The 14,433-nt window shown below is 69.5% G+C and carries 14 protein-coding genes and 2 pseudogenes; 11 read left to right on the forward strand and 5 right to left on the reverse strand.

Annotated elements, in window-relative coordinates:
- The 4 genes and pseudogenes from AB0E77_RS33640 to AB0E77_RS33655 form a co-directional block, all read left to right on the forward strand.
- Positions 1–606 (forward strand): hypothetical protein (locus AB0E77_RS33640; RefSeq protein WP_361578635.1); only part of this gene is annotated, 606 nt, incomplete at its 5' end.
- A 722-nt stretch (positions 607–1,328) separates the two neighbouring features.
- Positions 1,329–2,657 carry a hypothetical protein gene (locus tag AB0E77_RS33645; RefSeq protein ID WP_361578638.1) on the forward strand — a complete coding sequence of 443 codons (1,329 nt, stop codon included), beginning with the start codon at positions 1,329–1,331 and terminating at the stop codon, positions 2,655–2,657.
- Positions 2,658–2,913: 256 nt separating this feature from the next.
- The gene (locus AB0E77_RS33650; RefSeq protein ID WP_361578641.1) at positions 2,914–3,306 is read left to right on the forward strand and encodes a hypothetical protein; all 393 of its coding nucleotides are present in this window, start codon (positions 2,914–2,916) and stop codon (positions 3,304–3,306) included.
- Positions 3,276–3,753: pseudogene (locus AB0E77_RS33655) on the forward strand (transposase); the annotation flags it as partial. The gene AB0E77_RS33650 and the pseudogene AB0E77_RS33655, both read left to right, overlap by 31 nt.
- A 210-nt stretch (positions 3,754–3,963) precedes the next feature.
- Here AB0E77_RS33655 and AB0E77_RS33660 read toward each other — a convergent pair.
- Positions 3,964–4,539: an XRE family transcriptional regulator gene (locus AB0E77_RS33660; RefSeq protein ID WP_361578644.1), complete on the reverse strand. Its 576-nt coding sequence runs from the start codon at positions 4,537–4,539 to the stop codon at positions 3,964–3,966.
- Between the two features lie 121 nt (positions 4,540–4,660).
- Between AB0E77_RS33660 and AB0E77_RS33665 the strand changes: the two genes are divergently transcribed.
- The 5 genes and pseudogenes from AB0E77_RS33665 to AB0E77_RS33685 all read left to right on the forward strand — a co-directional run bounded on the left by AB0E77_RS33665 (position 4,661) and on the right by AB0E77_RS33685 (position 9,309).
- Positions 4,661–5,497, forward strand: a complete 837-nt coding sequence (locus AB0E77_RS33665) for a DMT family transporter (protein WP_361578647.1) — start codon at positions 4,661–4,663, stop codon at positions 5,495–5,497.
- Positions 5,498–5,531: 34 nt separating this feature from the next.
- A pseudogene (locus AB0E77_RS33670) lies at positions 5,532–6,180 on the forward strand (FMN-binding negative transcriptional regulator).
- Positions 6,181–6,225: 45 nt separating this feature from the next.
- Positions 6,226–6,933 (forward strand): phenylalanine--tRNA ligase beta subunit-related protein, encoded by a 708-nt coding sequence (locus AB0E77_RS33675; protein WP_361578650.1) that lies wholly within the window; start codon positions 6,226–6,228, stop codon positions 6,931–6,933.
- 94 nt (positions 6,934–7,027) lie between these two features.
- Positions 7,028–7,927 (forward strand): dihydrodipicolinate synthase family protein, encoded by a 900-nt coding sequence (locus tag AB0E77_RS33680; protein ID WP_361578653.1) that lies wholly within the window; start codon positions 7,028–7,030, stop codon positions 7,925–7,927.
- A gap of 623 nt (positions 7,928–8,550) precedes the next feature.
- Complete coding sequence (locus AB0E77_RS33685; protein ID WP_361578656.1) at positions 8,551–9,309, forward strand: MFS transporter; 759 nt, start codon at positions 8,551–8,553, stop codon at positions 9,307–9,309.
- Positions 9,310–9,913: 604 nt separating this feature from the next.
- Here the strand turns inward: AB0E77_RS33685 and AB0E77_RS33690 are convergent.
- From AB0E77_RS33690 to AB0E77_RS33705, 4 genes are all read right to left on the reverse strand, one after another.
- Positions 9,914–10,420 (reverse strand): hypothetical protein, encoded by a 507-nt coding sequence (locus AB0E77_RS33690; protein WP_361578659.1) that lies wholly within the window; start codon positions 10,418–10,420, stop codon positions 9,914–9,916.
- Between the two features lie 390 nt (positions 10,421–10,810).
- Complete coding sequence (gene folE / locus AB0E77_RS33695; RefSeq protein WP_361578673.1) at positions 10,811–11,389, reverse strand: GTP cyclohydrolase I FolE; 579 nt, start codon at positions 11,387–11,389, stop codon at positions 10,811–10,813.
- A gap of 79 nt (positions 11,390–11,468) precedes the next feature.
- A complete protein-coding gene (locus AB0E77_RS33700) occupies positions 11,469–11,924 on the reverse strand; it encodes a hypothetical protein (protein ID WP_361578662.1) in 456 nt (151 codons plus the stop codon).
- A 68-nt stretch (positions 11,925–11,992) separates the two neighbouring features.
- Positions 11,993–12,541 (reverse strand): DUF2231 domain-containing protein, encoded by a 549-nt coding sequence (locus AB0E77_RS33705; RefSeq protein WP_361578665.1) that lies wholly within the window; start codon positions 12,539–12,541, stop codon positions 11,993–11,995.
- A 126-nt stretch (positions 12,542–12,667) separates the two neighbouring features.
- Here AB0E77_RS33705 and AB0E77_RS33710 point away from each other — a divergent pair, with 126 nt between their 5' ends.
- Both AB0E77_RS33710 and AB0E77_RS33715 read left to right on the forward strand, forming a co-directional pair.
- Positions 12,668–13,420 carry a transcriptional regulator gene (locus tag AB0E77_RS33710; RefSeq protein ID WP_361578668.1) on the forward strand — a complete coding sequence of 251 codons (753 nt, stop codon included), beginning with the start codon at positions 12,668–12,670 and terminating at the stop codon, positions 13,418–13,420.
- A 678-nt stretch (positions 13,421–14,098) separates the two neighbouring features.
- Positions 14,099–14,341 carry an acyl carrier protein gene (locus tag AB0E77_RS33715; RefSeq protein ID WP_361578670.1) on the forward strand — a complete coding sequence of 81 codons (243 nt, stop codon included), beginning with the start codon at positions 14,099–14,101 and terminating at the stop codon, positions 14,339–14,341.
- Positions 14,342–14,433 lie beyond the last annotated feature (92 nt).

The raw sequence follows: 14,433 nt of genomic DNA on the forward strand, positions 1-14,433 counted from the left end.
CAAACTCCGGTGCTCGACCACCCGGATCACCAAACTCGTCCAGGCCGTCCTCACCCTTCATCTGACCAGCTCAGAGTGAGGATGGAAAAGGCTCACTACGTCGACCCGGACGCCGCTGTGTTCGAAGTGGGGTACCGCATTGTGCCGGCTCTCTACTGGCAGTGGATCAACCGGCAGCACTGGGCCAGAGGCGAGCTGGAGGCTCCCCGCGCCTTCGGGGAGGCGGTCGTGGCCGGCGACGTGATTCCACCACCACAGGCAGCACATATGCCCAACATCGACGGGCGGCTTCGCTCACGCTGGGCTCTGCGCGAGGACAGCCGACACATCTGCGGTGAGGCGCTGGCAAGTGCGTTGCGCGACGAAGCGATCCCGCAGATGATCCACCTGCTCGACCGAACCAATCTCCTGCACGAGTGTCGCCATCCGACCATGCCGGTCGTGCGACTGGTGCCGCTGACCAGACTGGAGATCTTGCTGCGGGTCGATGACGCACCGGTTCCGGAGATAGAAGCGCTGCTGCTCGATGTGCGGCCAGCTGGTCCTGGGGACGATTTCGCCGCCTGGGTGCGTCGGCGGCTGGAGACTCGCGCCGTAGGCCGGTGAAGCGCTCAAGTCGCCGCCCGAGCGGTCAGTCGCATCGGGTGAGGTCCTTGATCCAAATCATCGATGCGCGCAGGCGGAGGCCGGCGAGGCAGCTCTCCGGGGTCTTGAGCCCGCCGGGCCCGAGGGCTGGGTGGAGCTGCCCGCGTCCGGGGGCCGGCGCCCGGTGACGGCCGGGACCGTCCGACGGGCTCGGCCGTCTGATCGCCCGCGGCACCGTCGCGCTCCGGCCGGGGGACGCGCTGCTGCCGCTGACGGTCCGCACGACGGGCCCCCGCGGGCCCGAGTTGGCGGCGCGGATCGGCACTTTCCTGTTCGGCGCGCTGCGGAGCAGGGGAGTGCGGGGATCGGCCCAGCGGCGCGGCTCACCCCGCCCCTCGGCTGTCCGGGAGCGGTGCCGCAGGGCGGCGCTGCGGATTGCGGGAGCGGCGTACGTCAACGCCAGCCGCTGAGCGTCCTCAGCGTGACCGGTGACCAAGCGATGGGTGTGCGCACGCCCGGTCGTTCATTGGGGTGTGGGGGAGTGGTCGCACAGGGCAGGAATATCTTATGTCAGTTGATGCGTACACCTCACCCTGACGGCCGAAGCGGTCCGCCGCAGGCAACGACGATCACTGCAGGGGATCCGTCGATTATTGACCGGTTATCTACCAGTATTCGTCTCTTTGTCTCATTGTTCGGACTGTCAGCAGACGGAGAGACTGTTCGGCATGATCAGAGCAAGAGTGTCCCAGCTCCTCGCCCTCACAGCCTCAAGTCTCCTGCTCCTACTGAGTGTTCAGGCTACTCCCGCATCGGCTGAGGTCTTCTGCGACGAGGGTTACTCGGTCGACGGGGCCATCTGGACCGAATACACGCAGACGCCGGGCGTACAGGCCGCCCTTGGCTGTCCAAAGTCCCATGAGATCCCGGTCGCCAAGGACGGCGGCGCCCGCCAGGTCTTCGAGCATGGCTCGATCTACTGGAGCCCCAACAGCGGAGCCCACTCGATCTGGGGCCTCATCGGCGACAAGTGGGGACAGCTGGGCTGGGAAGGCGGCAGTCTCGGCTACCCCACCAGCAACGAGATCCGGCTTCCCGACGGCAAGGGCATACGCCAGGTCTTCCAGGGCGGCTCGATCTACTGGTCCCCCAACACCGGTGCACACCCTGTCTGGGGTCGCATCGGCGAACGCTGGGGAATGGCCCAGTGGGAGACCGGCCGCTACGGCTACCCCATCAGCGACGAAGTCCAGATTCCGGGCGTCAAGGGCGTCAGTCAGATGTTCGAGCACGGCCCCATCGCATGGTCTCCCGAGGAGACTCCCAACCCGCAGTACACACAGGCACGCGACCTGTACCTGACCCCCAGTAGCAGTACGCGTGACGGGGGCCGGCAAGAGGCCGCGAACCTGCTGCCCCTGGGAGGAGACAGGGGGATCGTCGTCGTACGCGGCTACATCGCCACCGACAACAACCCGGTGAACGACATCATCGGCAACCACCGCCAGTGGAGCACCGACCCGGCCGCCGAATCCAAGGTGACCGTCGCGTGGGACACCGAGACGGGCCGCGTCGGCGTCTTTGTCGAACACTCCTGTGTCCATGACCCCAGCTCCACGCTGAACGGATGCATCGACGCCAAGCCCCTCGTCCGCACCTCGCACGCCGAAGCCGTCCAGGATGACCCGACCCCCCAGAACGAATACTGGGTCGAACCCACCGGCGGCGGGGGCATCAAGGTATCGATCTCGGCGGTCAACTCCTTCGTAGGCGTCCCCGGCTACCAGTTCGGAGACCTCGGCCGGATCAACGCGACGTGGTACCTGACGCCGCACGCGTACGACGACAAGAACAAGACCTTCACCGGCTTCGACATCACGACGACGAAGGACAAGTTCCCGTCGTGGGAAGTCCTGCGCTACCCACGACTCCTCGACAGCGCCAGCGCCCCACAGGCCAAATGGCAGGGTGCCGTCTGGCAGACCCGCGTCAGCGACTTGTCGAACCCCCAGCACACCTGCACCCGGAACGACCCGGATAACCAGAACGCCACCATGGCGTGCACCGGCTGAGCCTGTAGTGCCACGACGAAGCCCCTCGTCAGCCTCCGGGCCGGCGAGGCGCTTTCGTTATCAAGACCCACTGATTGCGCCTTTGAAGCGAATCTCGGCTGCACCCCTCCAGGCCGACCTCCTGCGGCGATGTGTGACTGAGTGTTTCAGTTGGCAAGTAGGCCGCCGAGTTGGCGAACTGAGCTACGTGGGCGGCCAGTGCTGTAAGGAGGTACTGGCTACCCATTCCAGCGGGAACCTTGCGAGGATCCTCGGCATGACCTCGTCTCCCGCCGACCGCGACCGTCCCGACGATCCCTTCGTCGAGATCGGCGATCCTGTCCTGGCCGTGGCGGACAAGCGGAGAAGCCTGGTCGCCGTGGCCGGCGCACACGAGTACGACGAGGTGAAGACGGTCGGTATCTTCCGCGTCACCGACCGCGCCCGCTGCCGGCTGCTGCTGCACTCGCAGCACCCGGTGAACGCGATGGCCTTCCACCCGGCCCTCCCCCTGCTCGCCATGGGATCCGGCGGGTACGACGGCGGCTACTACTTTGAAGGAGAGCTCTTGCTCCTCCACCTGGAGACCGGCACCGTCCTGTCGCTCATCGAGCACCACATCGGCCGCCAAGTCCTCGGATCAAGGCCCTCGGGTTCACCGGCTGCCTGAACCTCCTGCACAGGTACATCAACCACGGCCGCGCAGACGCCGACCGCAGCCACATCTCCCCGCCCCGGCTCGCCCGGATGATCCTCACCAGGCCCGACAACCTCAAGGCCGAACATCACGATCTCCTTGCACGGCTTACCGCCGCCTGCCCGGAGATGACCCAACTGGCCGCCTCCGTCCGGGACTTTGCCGAACTCCTGACGCCTTGCGCAGGAAACGCCGACGGGCTCTCGGCTGGATCGTCGAGATCCGCTCAGCCGATCTGCCCCATCTGCACGCCTTCACCCGGGGCCTGGACCGAGACCGCGACGCCGTGAACACCGCCCTCACACTTCCGTACAGCAACGGCCCCACCGAAGGCGTCACACCAAGACCAGGCGAATCGCACGCCAGATACACGGACGAGCAGGCTTCACCCTGCTCCGCCACCGCATCCTCCTCGGATAGCACCACCCTCCGTCACCACCGAATGTGAGACAGGGCCGCTCACCTACAAACCCCAACTCGGAACACGGCCATGATGCGAGCGCTCGCCGACCTGCCACCTGTCGTCCTCTCCGACTTGATCGGCATCCAGCCGAGAACCGCGGAACGCTTCGCAGCCATGGCCCGCGAGAACTGGTCCGACTACCTGGCCGCGGCTCGCCCCGCACGGCGCTATGCGGGGCCCGGGGGCAGGTGAACGGTCATGATCAGGTGGCATGTCGCGGTGCCTGAGCCGCGGTAGGTGTGGGGGACGTCGCCGTCGAAGGTGGCGGTCTGACCGGCGTCGACCGGGTGCTCCGTGCCGTCGACGACGAGGACCATTTCTCCGGCGGTGACGCTGACGGTCTCCACGACGCCGCTCTGGTGCGGGTGGCTGGGGTACTCCTCGCCGGGTTCCAGGTTCCAGCGCCACACCTCGACCGGGGCGGGTCCCGAGGTGGTCAGCATGAGCCGGGCCTCGCTGCCCTTCTCCCCGGCCCACAGGGGCATGACGGCGTCGGCGGAGACGACCCTGACGCGGCCTTCGGCCGGGCCTTCCATCAGTGCGGACACCGAGATCCCGAGAGTGTCGGCGAGACGGACCAGGGTGGCGAAGTTGGGGTTGCCCTGGGCCCTTTCCAGGGCGACCAGGGCGCCCTTGCTGACTTTGGCGCGTCGGCCGAGTTCGTCCAGGGACAGTCCGGCGCGGGTGCGGGCCGCGCGGACGTTGTGCGCGAGTGTCCGCAGCGCCGCCTCGGTCTCGGCCATCTCTCTCACCTCTTCAGACAGTGGACCAGTGCACTGGACCGCACGGTCGTTTGGTTGACGACTTCCGGTCGGTGCGTTGTACGGTGTAGTCGTTCCATTGATAGTAAGGGATGTACCTCCTGTGATCGCTCTGCTGCTGGCCCTGGGCAGCTCTCTGGCCTATGGATGCGCCGACTTCCTCGGCGGTCTCGGCGCCCGCAAGGCTCATGTCCTGCGCACCGTGATGGTGGCCGCGCCGGCGTCGCTCACGGTCGAGCTGCTGCTGTGGCCCTTCCTCGGTGCCTCGTTCGCTCCTGCCACACTCGCCTGGGGCGCCGCTTCCGGCGTCGCGTCGGCTGCTGCGTTCGCCCTGCTCTACCGCACGCTGGCGATCGGCCCGATGAACGTGCTGTCTCCTATCACGGCGCTGGTCTCGGCGATGCTGCCGGTCGGTGTCGGGCTGGTGCAGGGGGAGCACCTGGGGCCGGCCGGGCTGATCGGGCTGCCGCTGGCGCTGGCGGCCGTGGTGCTGGTCAGCGCCGGGCACGGCGCGAAGTCGGCCCGCCCCTCTCGTGCCGCGCTGCTGTTGGCCTTCGGCGCGGGGGCGGCCATCGCCCTGCAGCTGGTCTTCCTGCACCAGGCGCCGTCCGACAGCGGCGTCGGCCCTTTGATCGTCGGCCGCGCCGTGTCCTCCGCGGTCACGCTGGCTGCCGCGGGTGTGATGTTCCGGCGGCTGGGCCCGGAGAAGCCCGCGTACGCGATCTCGGCGACGGCCGGCGTGCTGGACTCGGTGGCGAATCTGCTGTTCCTGCTCGCCGCCCGCAGCGGTGACCTCGCCGTCGTCGCGGTGATCACCGCTCTGTACCCGGCCGGCACCGTCCTGCTCGCCCGCAGTGTCCTGGCCGAGCGGATCCACCGCGGGCAGCTGATCGGCCTGGGCACCGCCGCCGTTGCCGTCAGCCTCCTCGCCCTCACCTGAGCGGCACGGCACACCGTACGGAAGGAGCATCACGATGTTCATCCAGCCCTGGGACGCCGCCCTGGACGACGCCGAATGGCAGACCTGGATCGCCGACGGCCATGACTTCGGCATTCTGAGCGTCAACGGCCTGCTCGGACACGCACCGATCGTCATGCCCACCCACTTCACCATCGACGGCACGGCCCTGCTGGTCCATCTCGCCCGGCCCAATCCCGTCTGGGAGACGATCGAGGTCGATGCGAACGTCACGTTCACCGTCACCGGCGACTACGCCTTCGTCCCGGGCCCCTGGCGCGCCAAGCCGGACGTCCCGCCCACCGGCGGCGTCCCCACCAGCTACTACGCGGCCGTCCAGTTCACCTGCCAGGCCACCATCGTCGACGAGCCCGAGGCCACGGCCGAACTGCTGCGCCGGCAGATGGCCCACTTCCAGCCGGACGGCGACCACGCCCCCATCGACCCCGACCAGACCCCCTACGGGCGGATGCTGTCCGGCATCCGCGGGTCTGCGCCTGGACGTCACCGAGGTCCGCGCCAAGTTCAAGTACGACGACCACAAACCCGTCGAACAGCGCGCCGACACCGCCCGCCGGCTCACCGGACGCGGTCAGGGCCTGGACGCGTCCGCCGCAGCCCGGCAGAGGCGCCGGCTGGACCGCATCGGCACCTGGAAAGCCTGACCGACCTTTGACCCCGCTCGCCCTCACGGAACGGATCCCTTCGCGATGACCACCTTCCATATCAGCCCCGCTGTCGCCGACGCCTTCCCCGACACCCTCATCGCCGTCGTCACCGCCACCGGCCTGCGTGGCACCGAGCCCTGGCCCGCCACCACCGGCGCGCTGGAGGACCTGGAGGCGCAACTCGCCGACGGCGCCTGGCAGCCCGCCGACGAGAGCGATCCGCGCATCGAGGCATGGCACACCGCCTACCGCTCCTTCGGCACCAACCCCCGCCGCATCCGCCCCAGCGTCGACGCGCTCGGCCGCCGCATGGCGAAGAAGGGCACCCTGCCCCGGATCAACCCGGCCGTCGACTCCTACAACGCCGTCTCCGTCCGCCACGGCCTGCCCTCCGGCGCCTTCGACCTCGACCGTGTCACCGGCGCTGTCGAGATCCGCTACGCCGACGGCAGCGAGACCTTCACCCCGCTCGGCGAACCCGACACGGTCGAGAACCCCAAGCCCGGCGAGATCATCTACACCGACTCCACCGACGTGCTCACCCGGCACTGGAACCACCGCGACGCCCACCGCACCCGTGTCACCGAAGCCTCCACGCACGTCGCCTTCGTCCTGGAGACCGTCGCTGCCACCCGCGACGGACACCTGCTCAAGACCGCGGCCGGTGAACTGCAGGCCCTGCTCCAGCCGCACTGCGAGCAGAGCACCGTGCACTACCTCAGCCCCGCCCACCCCGACGCCACCGGCTGAGCACCACCCCCGGCCCGCCCGCCACAACGGCCGCACACGGCGGGCAAGGTGCAGCTCACCACCGAAGGCCACCCGCAGTCCCTGGAGGTTCGTCTTGTTCACCGGCCTGAGCGCCTTCCCGCTCACCCCTATCCCCGGCAACGGCAACGTCGACGAGAAGGCGTTCGCCACGCTGGTCGGCCGGCTCGCCACCGCCGGCGTCGACTCGATCGGGGCACTGGGCTCCACCGGCTCCTACGCCTACCTGACCCTCGAGGAACGCGCCCGCGTCGCCCGCATCGCCGTCGAGCATGCCGACGGGGTGCCGGTCATCGTCGGCATCGGGGCCCTGCGCACCCGCCAGGTGCTCCAGGCGGCCGAGGACGCCCAGAACGCCGGTGCCGCCGGAGTTCTGCTGGCGCCGGTGTCCTACCAGCCGCTGACGGACGACGACGTCTTCGGCCTGTTCGAAGAGGTCACCGCGAACCTGTCGGTCCCCCTGGTGATCTACGACAACCCCGGCACCACGCACTTCACCTTCACCGACGAGCTGTACACGCGTTTGGCCTGGCTGCCACAGGTCGCCTCCATCAAGATCCCCGCCCTTCCCGACGACCCCGAGCAGGCCCGGGCCCGTGTCGCGCATCTGCGCCGGCTCCTGCCCAACACGGTGACCGTGGGCATCAGCGGAGACGCCGCCGCAGCGCGGGGGCTGAACGCGGGCTGCGACGCCTGGTACTCGGTGATCGGAGGCACCTTCCCCCAGCCGGCCCTCGCCCTCACCCGCGCAGCCCAGGCCGGCCGGCACGAGCAGGCCCTCGAAGAATCCCAGCGCCTCCAGCCCCTGTGGGACCTGTTCGTCCAGCACGGAGGATCCCTGCGGGTTGTCGCCGCGGCCGCAGCCCACCTGGGCCTGACCGGCCAACGCAACCTCCCCCTGCCCCTGCGTGGCCTGGACGCCAAGCAACGCGCCCACCTCGCCACCGTGATCGAGCAGCTGCAGCTCAACACCTGACAGCCCCGCCGCCCCCTCGACCTGAAGGGGCGGCGCCCTCCTTCTGCCCGCCATCACCACAGGAGAGCGCGCGGCCATGCGCCCAAGCCCGACCACCCCGTCGACGAGCCCGGCTGGGGCCCGCTGGCCCGCTACGTCATCGCCGCGACACTGGCCCGCACCTCCGACGGCGGCGCCGTCGTGGCCATCGTGCTCGTGGTCAACAGCAGCGGCGGCTCGGGCTGGCTGGCCGGCGCCCTGGGCGCCTGCATCACCGCACCCCACCTCCTGGGCCCCTTCGTCGCCCGCAGCCTGGACACCGCCCGCGACAGCCGCACCGTCATCGCCGCGGCCTCACTCGCCCACGGCACCACCCTCGCCGCCGCCGTCCTGCTCTACCCCCACACCCACGCCGCCACCACCGCCGCCCTCCTGATCATCTCCGGCCTCTTCGGGCCCCTGCTCACCGGAGGCATCAGCAGCCGCCTGCCCGCCCTCGCCGGCCACAGCCATCGACGCCAACGCCGCGCCCAGGGCTGGGACGTGGCCACCTACGGCATCAGCGGAACCGTCGGCCCCACCCTCGTAGCCGCCGTCTCCGCCTGGGCCTCACCCACCACCGCAGCCCTCACCCTGGCCGCCGGGTGCTACATCGCCGCCGCCGTCATCGCTTCCTGCCCTACGCCCCGGCTCCCGGCAAGGCCGCAGACGTCCCCCGCCCCCTCCGCACCCTCACTGGCATCCTCGCCTCCGGACCCCTGCGCCGCACGCTGTATCTGACCGTTACCGTCGCCTTCAGCGTCGCCGCCCTGCCCGTCACCGCCGTCTCCAGCACCCACACCCTCGGCGTCAGCGCCGCCGCGGCCGGCATCCTGACCGCCGCCTACGGCCTGGGCAACCTCGCCGGATCCGCAGGCGTCATGATCCGCCCCTCCCGCACCGAGGCAGACCGGCTCACCACCCGCCTCGCCGCCACGGTCGCCGTCACCCTCCTGCTGATCACTCTCACCCCCTCCTTCCCGCTCGCCGTCACCGCCTACGCCGCCGCCGGCATGGCCAACGCCTACTTCTTCGCCGCCACCCTCGCCGCCCGCAACGAATACGCCCCCGACAACGCCCGCGGACAGATCTTCGTCTGGGTCGGTGCCCTGAAGATCACGGCCGGGTCGGCCGGAACAGCCGCCGCCGGCGCCCTCATCAGCACGAGCGCCGCACTCCCTCTTCTCCTGGCCGTCGCGCTCACCATCGCCAGCACCCTGCTCTCCCTCGCAGAACGCCGCCCCAACCGCCGCCGGTACGACGCTCCATGCGGCCCCGCATCCCCGCACACCGAGCCCGAGAACGGACGACCGCACCCGACCGGGCCCACGGGCCGCATACACGACTGCTCGAACCACGGATAGGCGCACGGCCAAACGCCGTGTACGCAACGGATCGCCGACGGCACGTGGACCGAATACTGCATGACTCGAATACTGACTCTTCGCCAGTAGGCCCGCACCAGCGCGGAAGCCATCGTCGCCTCCGTGACGGGCCGGGTGGCCGCCCCGTCGACGCTGCTGGGCCGCTACGACGAGGCTGGCCGGCGGCGGTTCATCGCGCGGACGGGGCCGCACCCCGGCCCGCGTGCACGCGCGGCGTCGCACCCGGGCCGCACGTCGAGGTAGAAGGCGCCGGTCAGGTACCGCCCGGCCTCGGCCCGCGGGCCCGGCGCCCGGAAGGCCTGCCCGCGGCCTGGGCCCTCCGCTGTTACCGGTGCGGCCCGCGCACGCCGGGGTGGCACGGCGCCCTCCGGCCCTCCGGGCGCCCGCGCACGGACGCCTGGACGCCGCACGCAACCAGGCCGTAGGACCACCCCTGGGAAACCACGTCCCCAGTCAGCTGGCGTCTGACTTCGCATACCTGAGGGTGTATTCGCGCGCGCTCCCGAACAACTCACCGTCGAAGAGTTCAGATGGCCATCGCCTGGTGACGCGGTCAGGACTCGCCCAGGCGAGTGACGGTGGACTACTGCAATGAGCGACCCACCGGACACACCCTAGTTGAGGGACCCCGAGCAGTCGGTGCCCGACGCTCCAGCACCGCCCGGATGCGTCGCTCCAGAACTCGGGCCCACTCGTGGGCCGTGGGGCCGTCACCGCCGAGCGGTGTGTGGACGAATACCTCCACCGGACCTACTCCCATGACGATGTGAGTGAACCGTTCCGAACTGAAGGTCAGCCCGTCGTCCCCCATGCCGGACGGCTTCGGGTCGAAGCAGTCATACAATTCCTGGTCGTGAGCGAGGTTCTCCTTGACCAATTCGGTGGCTTCTGCCTTGCTGGCGGGCTCGCTCCCGCCCTGTGGCCCCAGGACAGCGAGCTGGAAGTGGGCGCCGTCACCCTGATCCTCGTTCCCGACACTGGAGATCTGCCCGTAGGCCATGCCGTGGCTCTCGGCACCCTCTTGCGGCATTGCACCGCAGGCCAGCGGACCGGCCGCGTCGATCGCGTCGGCTGTGTCGCGCCAGCCCACAGAGTCCTCGCCCGAAAGCCGCCAGCCAGACGGGAGTTCCGAGGCCGCGGGTAAAGCTCGTGCCAGACCCTCTGCGGTGGGCATGCCGTTCTTGACGAGGGCATCCTCCTCTGGGCGAGTGGCACCCTGCCCGGCAGCGGCGATTGCGGCGCACCACTCCCGCTGGCATCCAGGGCTTGAACGAGGTCGCTGATGTGGCCCATCCCGAGAAGACCGCCTGCCCCGGTGACGACCGCGGTGAGCAATGACTGCGGCGGGAGACGCCCGGGGCGTGCGGACGACCCTGCGACGAGGCAGCGGGCAGGCTCAGGAAACCCCCTGCCGAGGTGGTCGGGTGCCACTTCCTCTTGGGAAGCGGCCGAGGACGGACCGAGTGGTCCGCCGCAGGTATCACGAGGTGGCGCCGGTCAGGGCGAGGAACTCGCTGCGGGAGCGGGCGTCGGAGCGGAGCAGGCCGAGCAGGGTGGAGGTCATGGTGGTGGAGCCGGTGGCCTGGACACCTCGCAGGGTCATGCAGCAGTGTTCGGCTTCGATGACCACGCCGACCCCTTTGGGTTCCAGTTGGGTTTGCAGCCAGTCGGCGACCTGCTTGGTCAGGCGTTCCTGGACCTGTGGGCGGCAGGCGAAGTGTTCGACGACACGGGCGAGTTTGGACAGGCCCAGGATGCGGGCGCCGGGCAGGTAACCGACGTGAGCGGTGCCGACGAAGGGTAGTAGGTGGTGCTCGCACACCGACCGGACGGGTATGCGTCGGGCCAGGACGAGTTCGTCGTAGCCCTCGTCGTTGGGAAAGGTGGTCAGGTCGAAGGGGCGGGGGCTGAACAGTTCGGCGTAGGCACGGGCCATGCGGCCGGGCGTCGCATGCAGGCTCTCGGAGGTGGTGGAGATGCCGAGGGCGTTGAGGAACTGGCCGGCGGCGGTTTCCGCGGCGGCCAGGTCGATGCCGTCGGGTTCGTGGACGACCCGCAGGGCGGGCCGTCCCGGTGCCGTGTGCTCCTCGCCGTGCGGGTGTATTCGGGCGGTGGCGTGGTGGGGGTGCTCGCTCATCTCAGCTGCCTCCGATGCCGAGGGCGGTGAGCAGGACCAGGACGAGGGTGGCCACGGCGAACAGACCGTGGGCCAGGACGACCACCACGGGGAAGTGACGTTCGGCAGGCACGATTCCGCCGGCCCCCGGGGCCGTTGCGGCGGCCGGCGCTCCGGCGGTGGCGCGGTCGCGGTAGGCGGGGATCCAGCGGGCCAGCATCACGAATCCCAGCAGGGCGACGGGCAGCAGCAGGCCGAAGGAGGTCCAGGCCAGGCCGCTCTTGTCGGCGACGATGTAGATGATCCACACCACCAGTCCGATCGCAGCCAGGGCGAAGTGACCGAAGACGACGGGTGCGGGCAGGCGGCTGGTGCCGGACTGCTGCTGGCGGATTCCTCCGCGTTGGATCCAGGTGCCGAGCATGTAGAAGCCGCCCAGGGCGGTGATCACCCACGTGATCAGTGCGGCGATGTCCATCAAGAACTCCCGAACGATGTGATGTCGAACGCGGCCGGCAACCCGGCCGGGGTGCGGGGCGGGGGGTTTCAGGCGGCAGGCCGGGCATTGCGCGCGCGGGCGCCTGGCGTGTATCCCTCGGCCTGGGTGTTCTCGTCGGCGACGCGGACGCCGTAGCGGTAGGCGAGCTTGCCGCCGAGGAACCCCGACAGTCCCAGCAGGGCGAGGCTGACCACGGACAGGACGAGCCTGCCCCAGCCGACGCTTCCGCCGCTGGTGTAGCTGCTGTGGCGCCACAGGAAATTGACGGCGTAGGCGACGGTCACCAGCAGGTTCAGCGTCATGTGAACGAGGGCCGTGCGGAAGGCCCGGGTCCCGGCGGGGATCGCGAACAGATCGAGGAAGCCGACCATGGCCGCCAGCAGGGCGCCGATCACCCCCACCGCGATCAGCCACTGCGAGCCCTGGGTCAGGAAACCCGGCCGGTGAACCACGTGGGAGGCGATGTCGAACACCAGGCTGGTCACCCAGGCGCCGATCGGCACCGTGACCAGGATCGGATGGAACGGATGGCCGTACGGGCCGGCCAACGAGGCGCTGACCGGGCGTTTCGCCTGAAACTGTGCCTCATCAGTCATCACGACCTCCTCCTTCTGAGTTTCACCAATAAGTCTTGGTCTTATTTAGGTGAGTCGTCAAGACGCGCAGAACATCGGGCAGGCCGGAACACTTGTGCCTACACGTATGGGGGTTACCGTGGTCATGTGGCTTCCGATCAGACAGCTCCGGCCGACGTGGCCGGCAGCGCCATCGACTCCGTCAGCGTCCTGAGCGAGGACTCACGGCGGCGCATGTTCGCCTTCATCCGCCGCGCCGGCCACGCCGTCACCCGCGACGAGGCCGCCGCGAGCGTGGGCATCTCCCGCAAGCTCGCCGCCTTCCACCTCGACAAGCTCGTCGACGCCGGCCTGCTGCGCGCCCGCTACGAGACGCCCGGTGGGATCCGCAAGGTCGGCAGACGGCCAAAGGTCTACGAGCCCAGCGGCACTCAGATCACCGTGAACATTCCCGACCGGCGCCACGAACTCCTGGCGGACCTCCTCCTGGACGCCGTCCTGACAGAGGCGGCTGACGAGAACGCCACGCAGGCGGCTATGCGAGCTGCCGAGCAGCGCGGCCAGCAGTTCGGCGAAGCCGCGCGGGAGGAGACCCGTCCCGGTCGCCTGGGGCCGGAACGCGGGCTGACCGTCTGCGAGGGCCTCCTGGAGGGATACGGCTACGAACCCGTCCGGGAAGCCCCGACCCGGCTGCGGCTGCGCAACTGCCCCTTCCATCCGCTGGCCGCAAAGGCCCCCGACCTCGTGTGCGGCATGAACCAGGCATTCCTCAGCGGCTACCTCACCGGCCTGGAGGTGGGCGGCATCCAGGCCGTCCTGGCCCCCGAGCCGGGCGAATGCTGCGTACGACTGGGCCCGAACGACACCGATCGCGATGACCAGATGCCCCAGGACCACTGACGCGCCACCGGCTACCCGCCCCCCCCGCGGGTCAGCGACGCGACGCACATCCCTGCCTGCGGCACAAGGATCGAAGGAGCATTTCGCCGATCCCCAGCGGGAACACACGTCACTGGTGCTCGATGTCCGCTCGAGCTGGGGGAAACGCGCCTTTCTGGCGTTCCGACCGGAGCATCGCCATGTTGACCAAACACATCCACACCGTCATCGGCCCGCTCCCACCACCGCGCCGATGACGGCCGCCGCCGACGTCGGGCTGCTGCTCATCCGGCCCACCTTTGGTCTGCTGATGGCCGGACACGGGGCGCTGGCCGCGCGGTGGGCGACGACGTCTGCAGAGCGCACGACGCGGGACGCCGGCCAGGCGGGGTGCGGCTGCGCTGCTACCTCGACCTGCGCCAGCCCTTGGACCCGCCCGGCTCCCGCGGCGGCCTCTGGTGAGGCGCGCGGCCCGATCTCCTGGCTCCGGGGCACACGGAACGCCCGTGGGACGGATCGCGCCGGTGCCGGTACGACGGATTGCACCCACACGGGCGGCGGCGACAGTCGGCGGCGGCTGCGGACGCGGCCCCCTGGGACACGGTGCGTCCACGCACCCCCAAAGATCTCGATATGACATGGTTCATCCAGGCCTGCCCTGATCACCATGCCCAGTCCTGAACCGAAGGAGCGCTGCCGATGGCCATCCGAGACGAGGTCTTCGAGTACATCGCCGACATCCTCGGCGGGGGCGACGTCCGTGTCGAGGACGTCACGCTGGACACATCCTTCGCAGACGATCTGGGCCTCGACGACCGGGCCATGGTGTTGCCCGTGAACATGGTGCACGAGCGCTTCGGCGTAAAGATGGACGACGACATCGTCGATGGCTTCAAGACCGTCGGCGACATGGTCGACTACGTCGTGACCCACTACGAGTAAGAGGTCCTAACAAAGGCGTTGGACGTGGCGGTGGGTGATCAGGCAGGTGGCGAGTCCGAGGAAGGCTTCGTGGATGTCGTCGCGTCGTTCCC

The sequence above is a fragment of the Streptomyces sp. NPDC032940 genome (assembly GCF_040636935.1).
GTDB lineage: Bacteria > Actinomycetota > Actinomycetes > Streptomycetales > Streptomycetaceae > Streptomyces.

Excerpts from the sequence above, each read along its gene's own strand:
- AB0E77_RS33650 (WP_361578641.1), top strand. The coding sequence starts at position 2,914 with ATGACCTCGTCTCCCGCCGACCGCGACCGTCCCGACGATCCCTTCGTC.
- AB0E77_RS33660 (WP_361578644.1), bottom strand. The coding sequence starts at position 4,539 with ATGGCCGAGACCGAGGCGGCGCTGCGGACACTCGCGCACAACGTCCGC.
- AB0E77_RS33675 (WP_361578650.1), top strand. The coding sequence starts at position 6,226 with ATGACCACCTTCCATATCAGCCCCGCTGTCGCCGACGCCTTCCCCGAC.
- AB0E77_RS33700 (WP_361578662.1), bottom strand. The coding sequence starts at position 11,924 with ATGGACATCGCCGCACTGATCACGTGGGTGATCACCGCCCTGGGCGGC.
- AB0E77_RS33705 (WP_361578665.1), bottom strand. The coding sequence starts at position 12,541 with ATGACTGATGAGGCACAGTTTCAGGCGAAACGCCCGGTCAGCGCCTCG.
- AB0E77_RS33715 (WP_361578670.1), top strand. The coding sequence starts at position 14,099 with ATGGCCATCCGAGACGAGGTCTTCGAGTACATCGCCGACATCCTCGGC.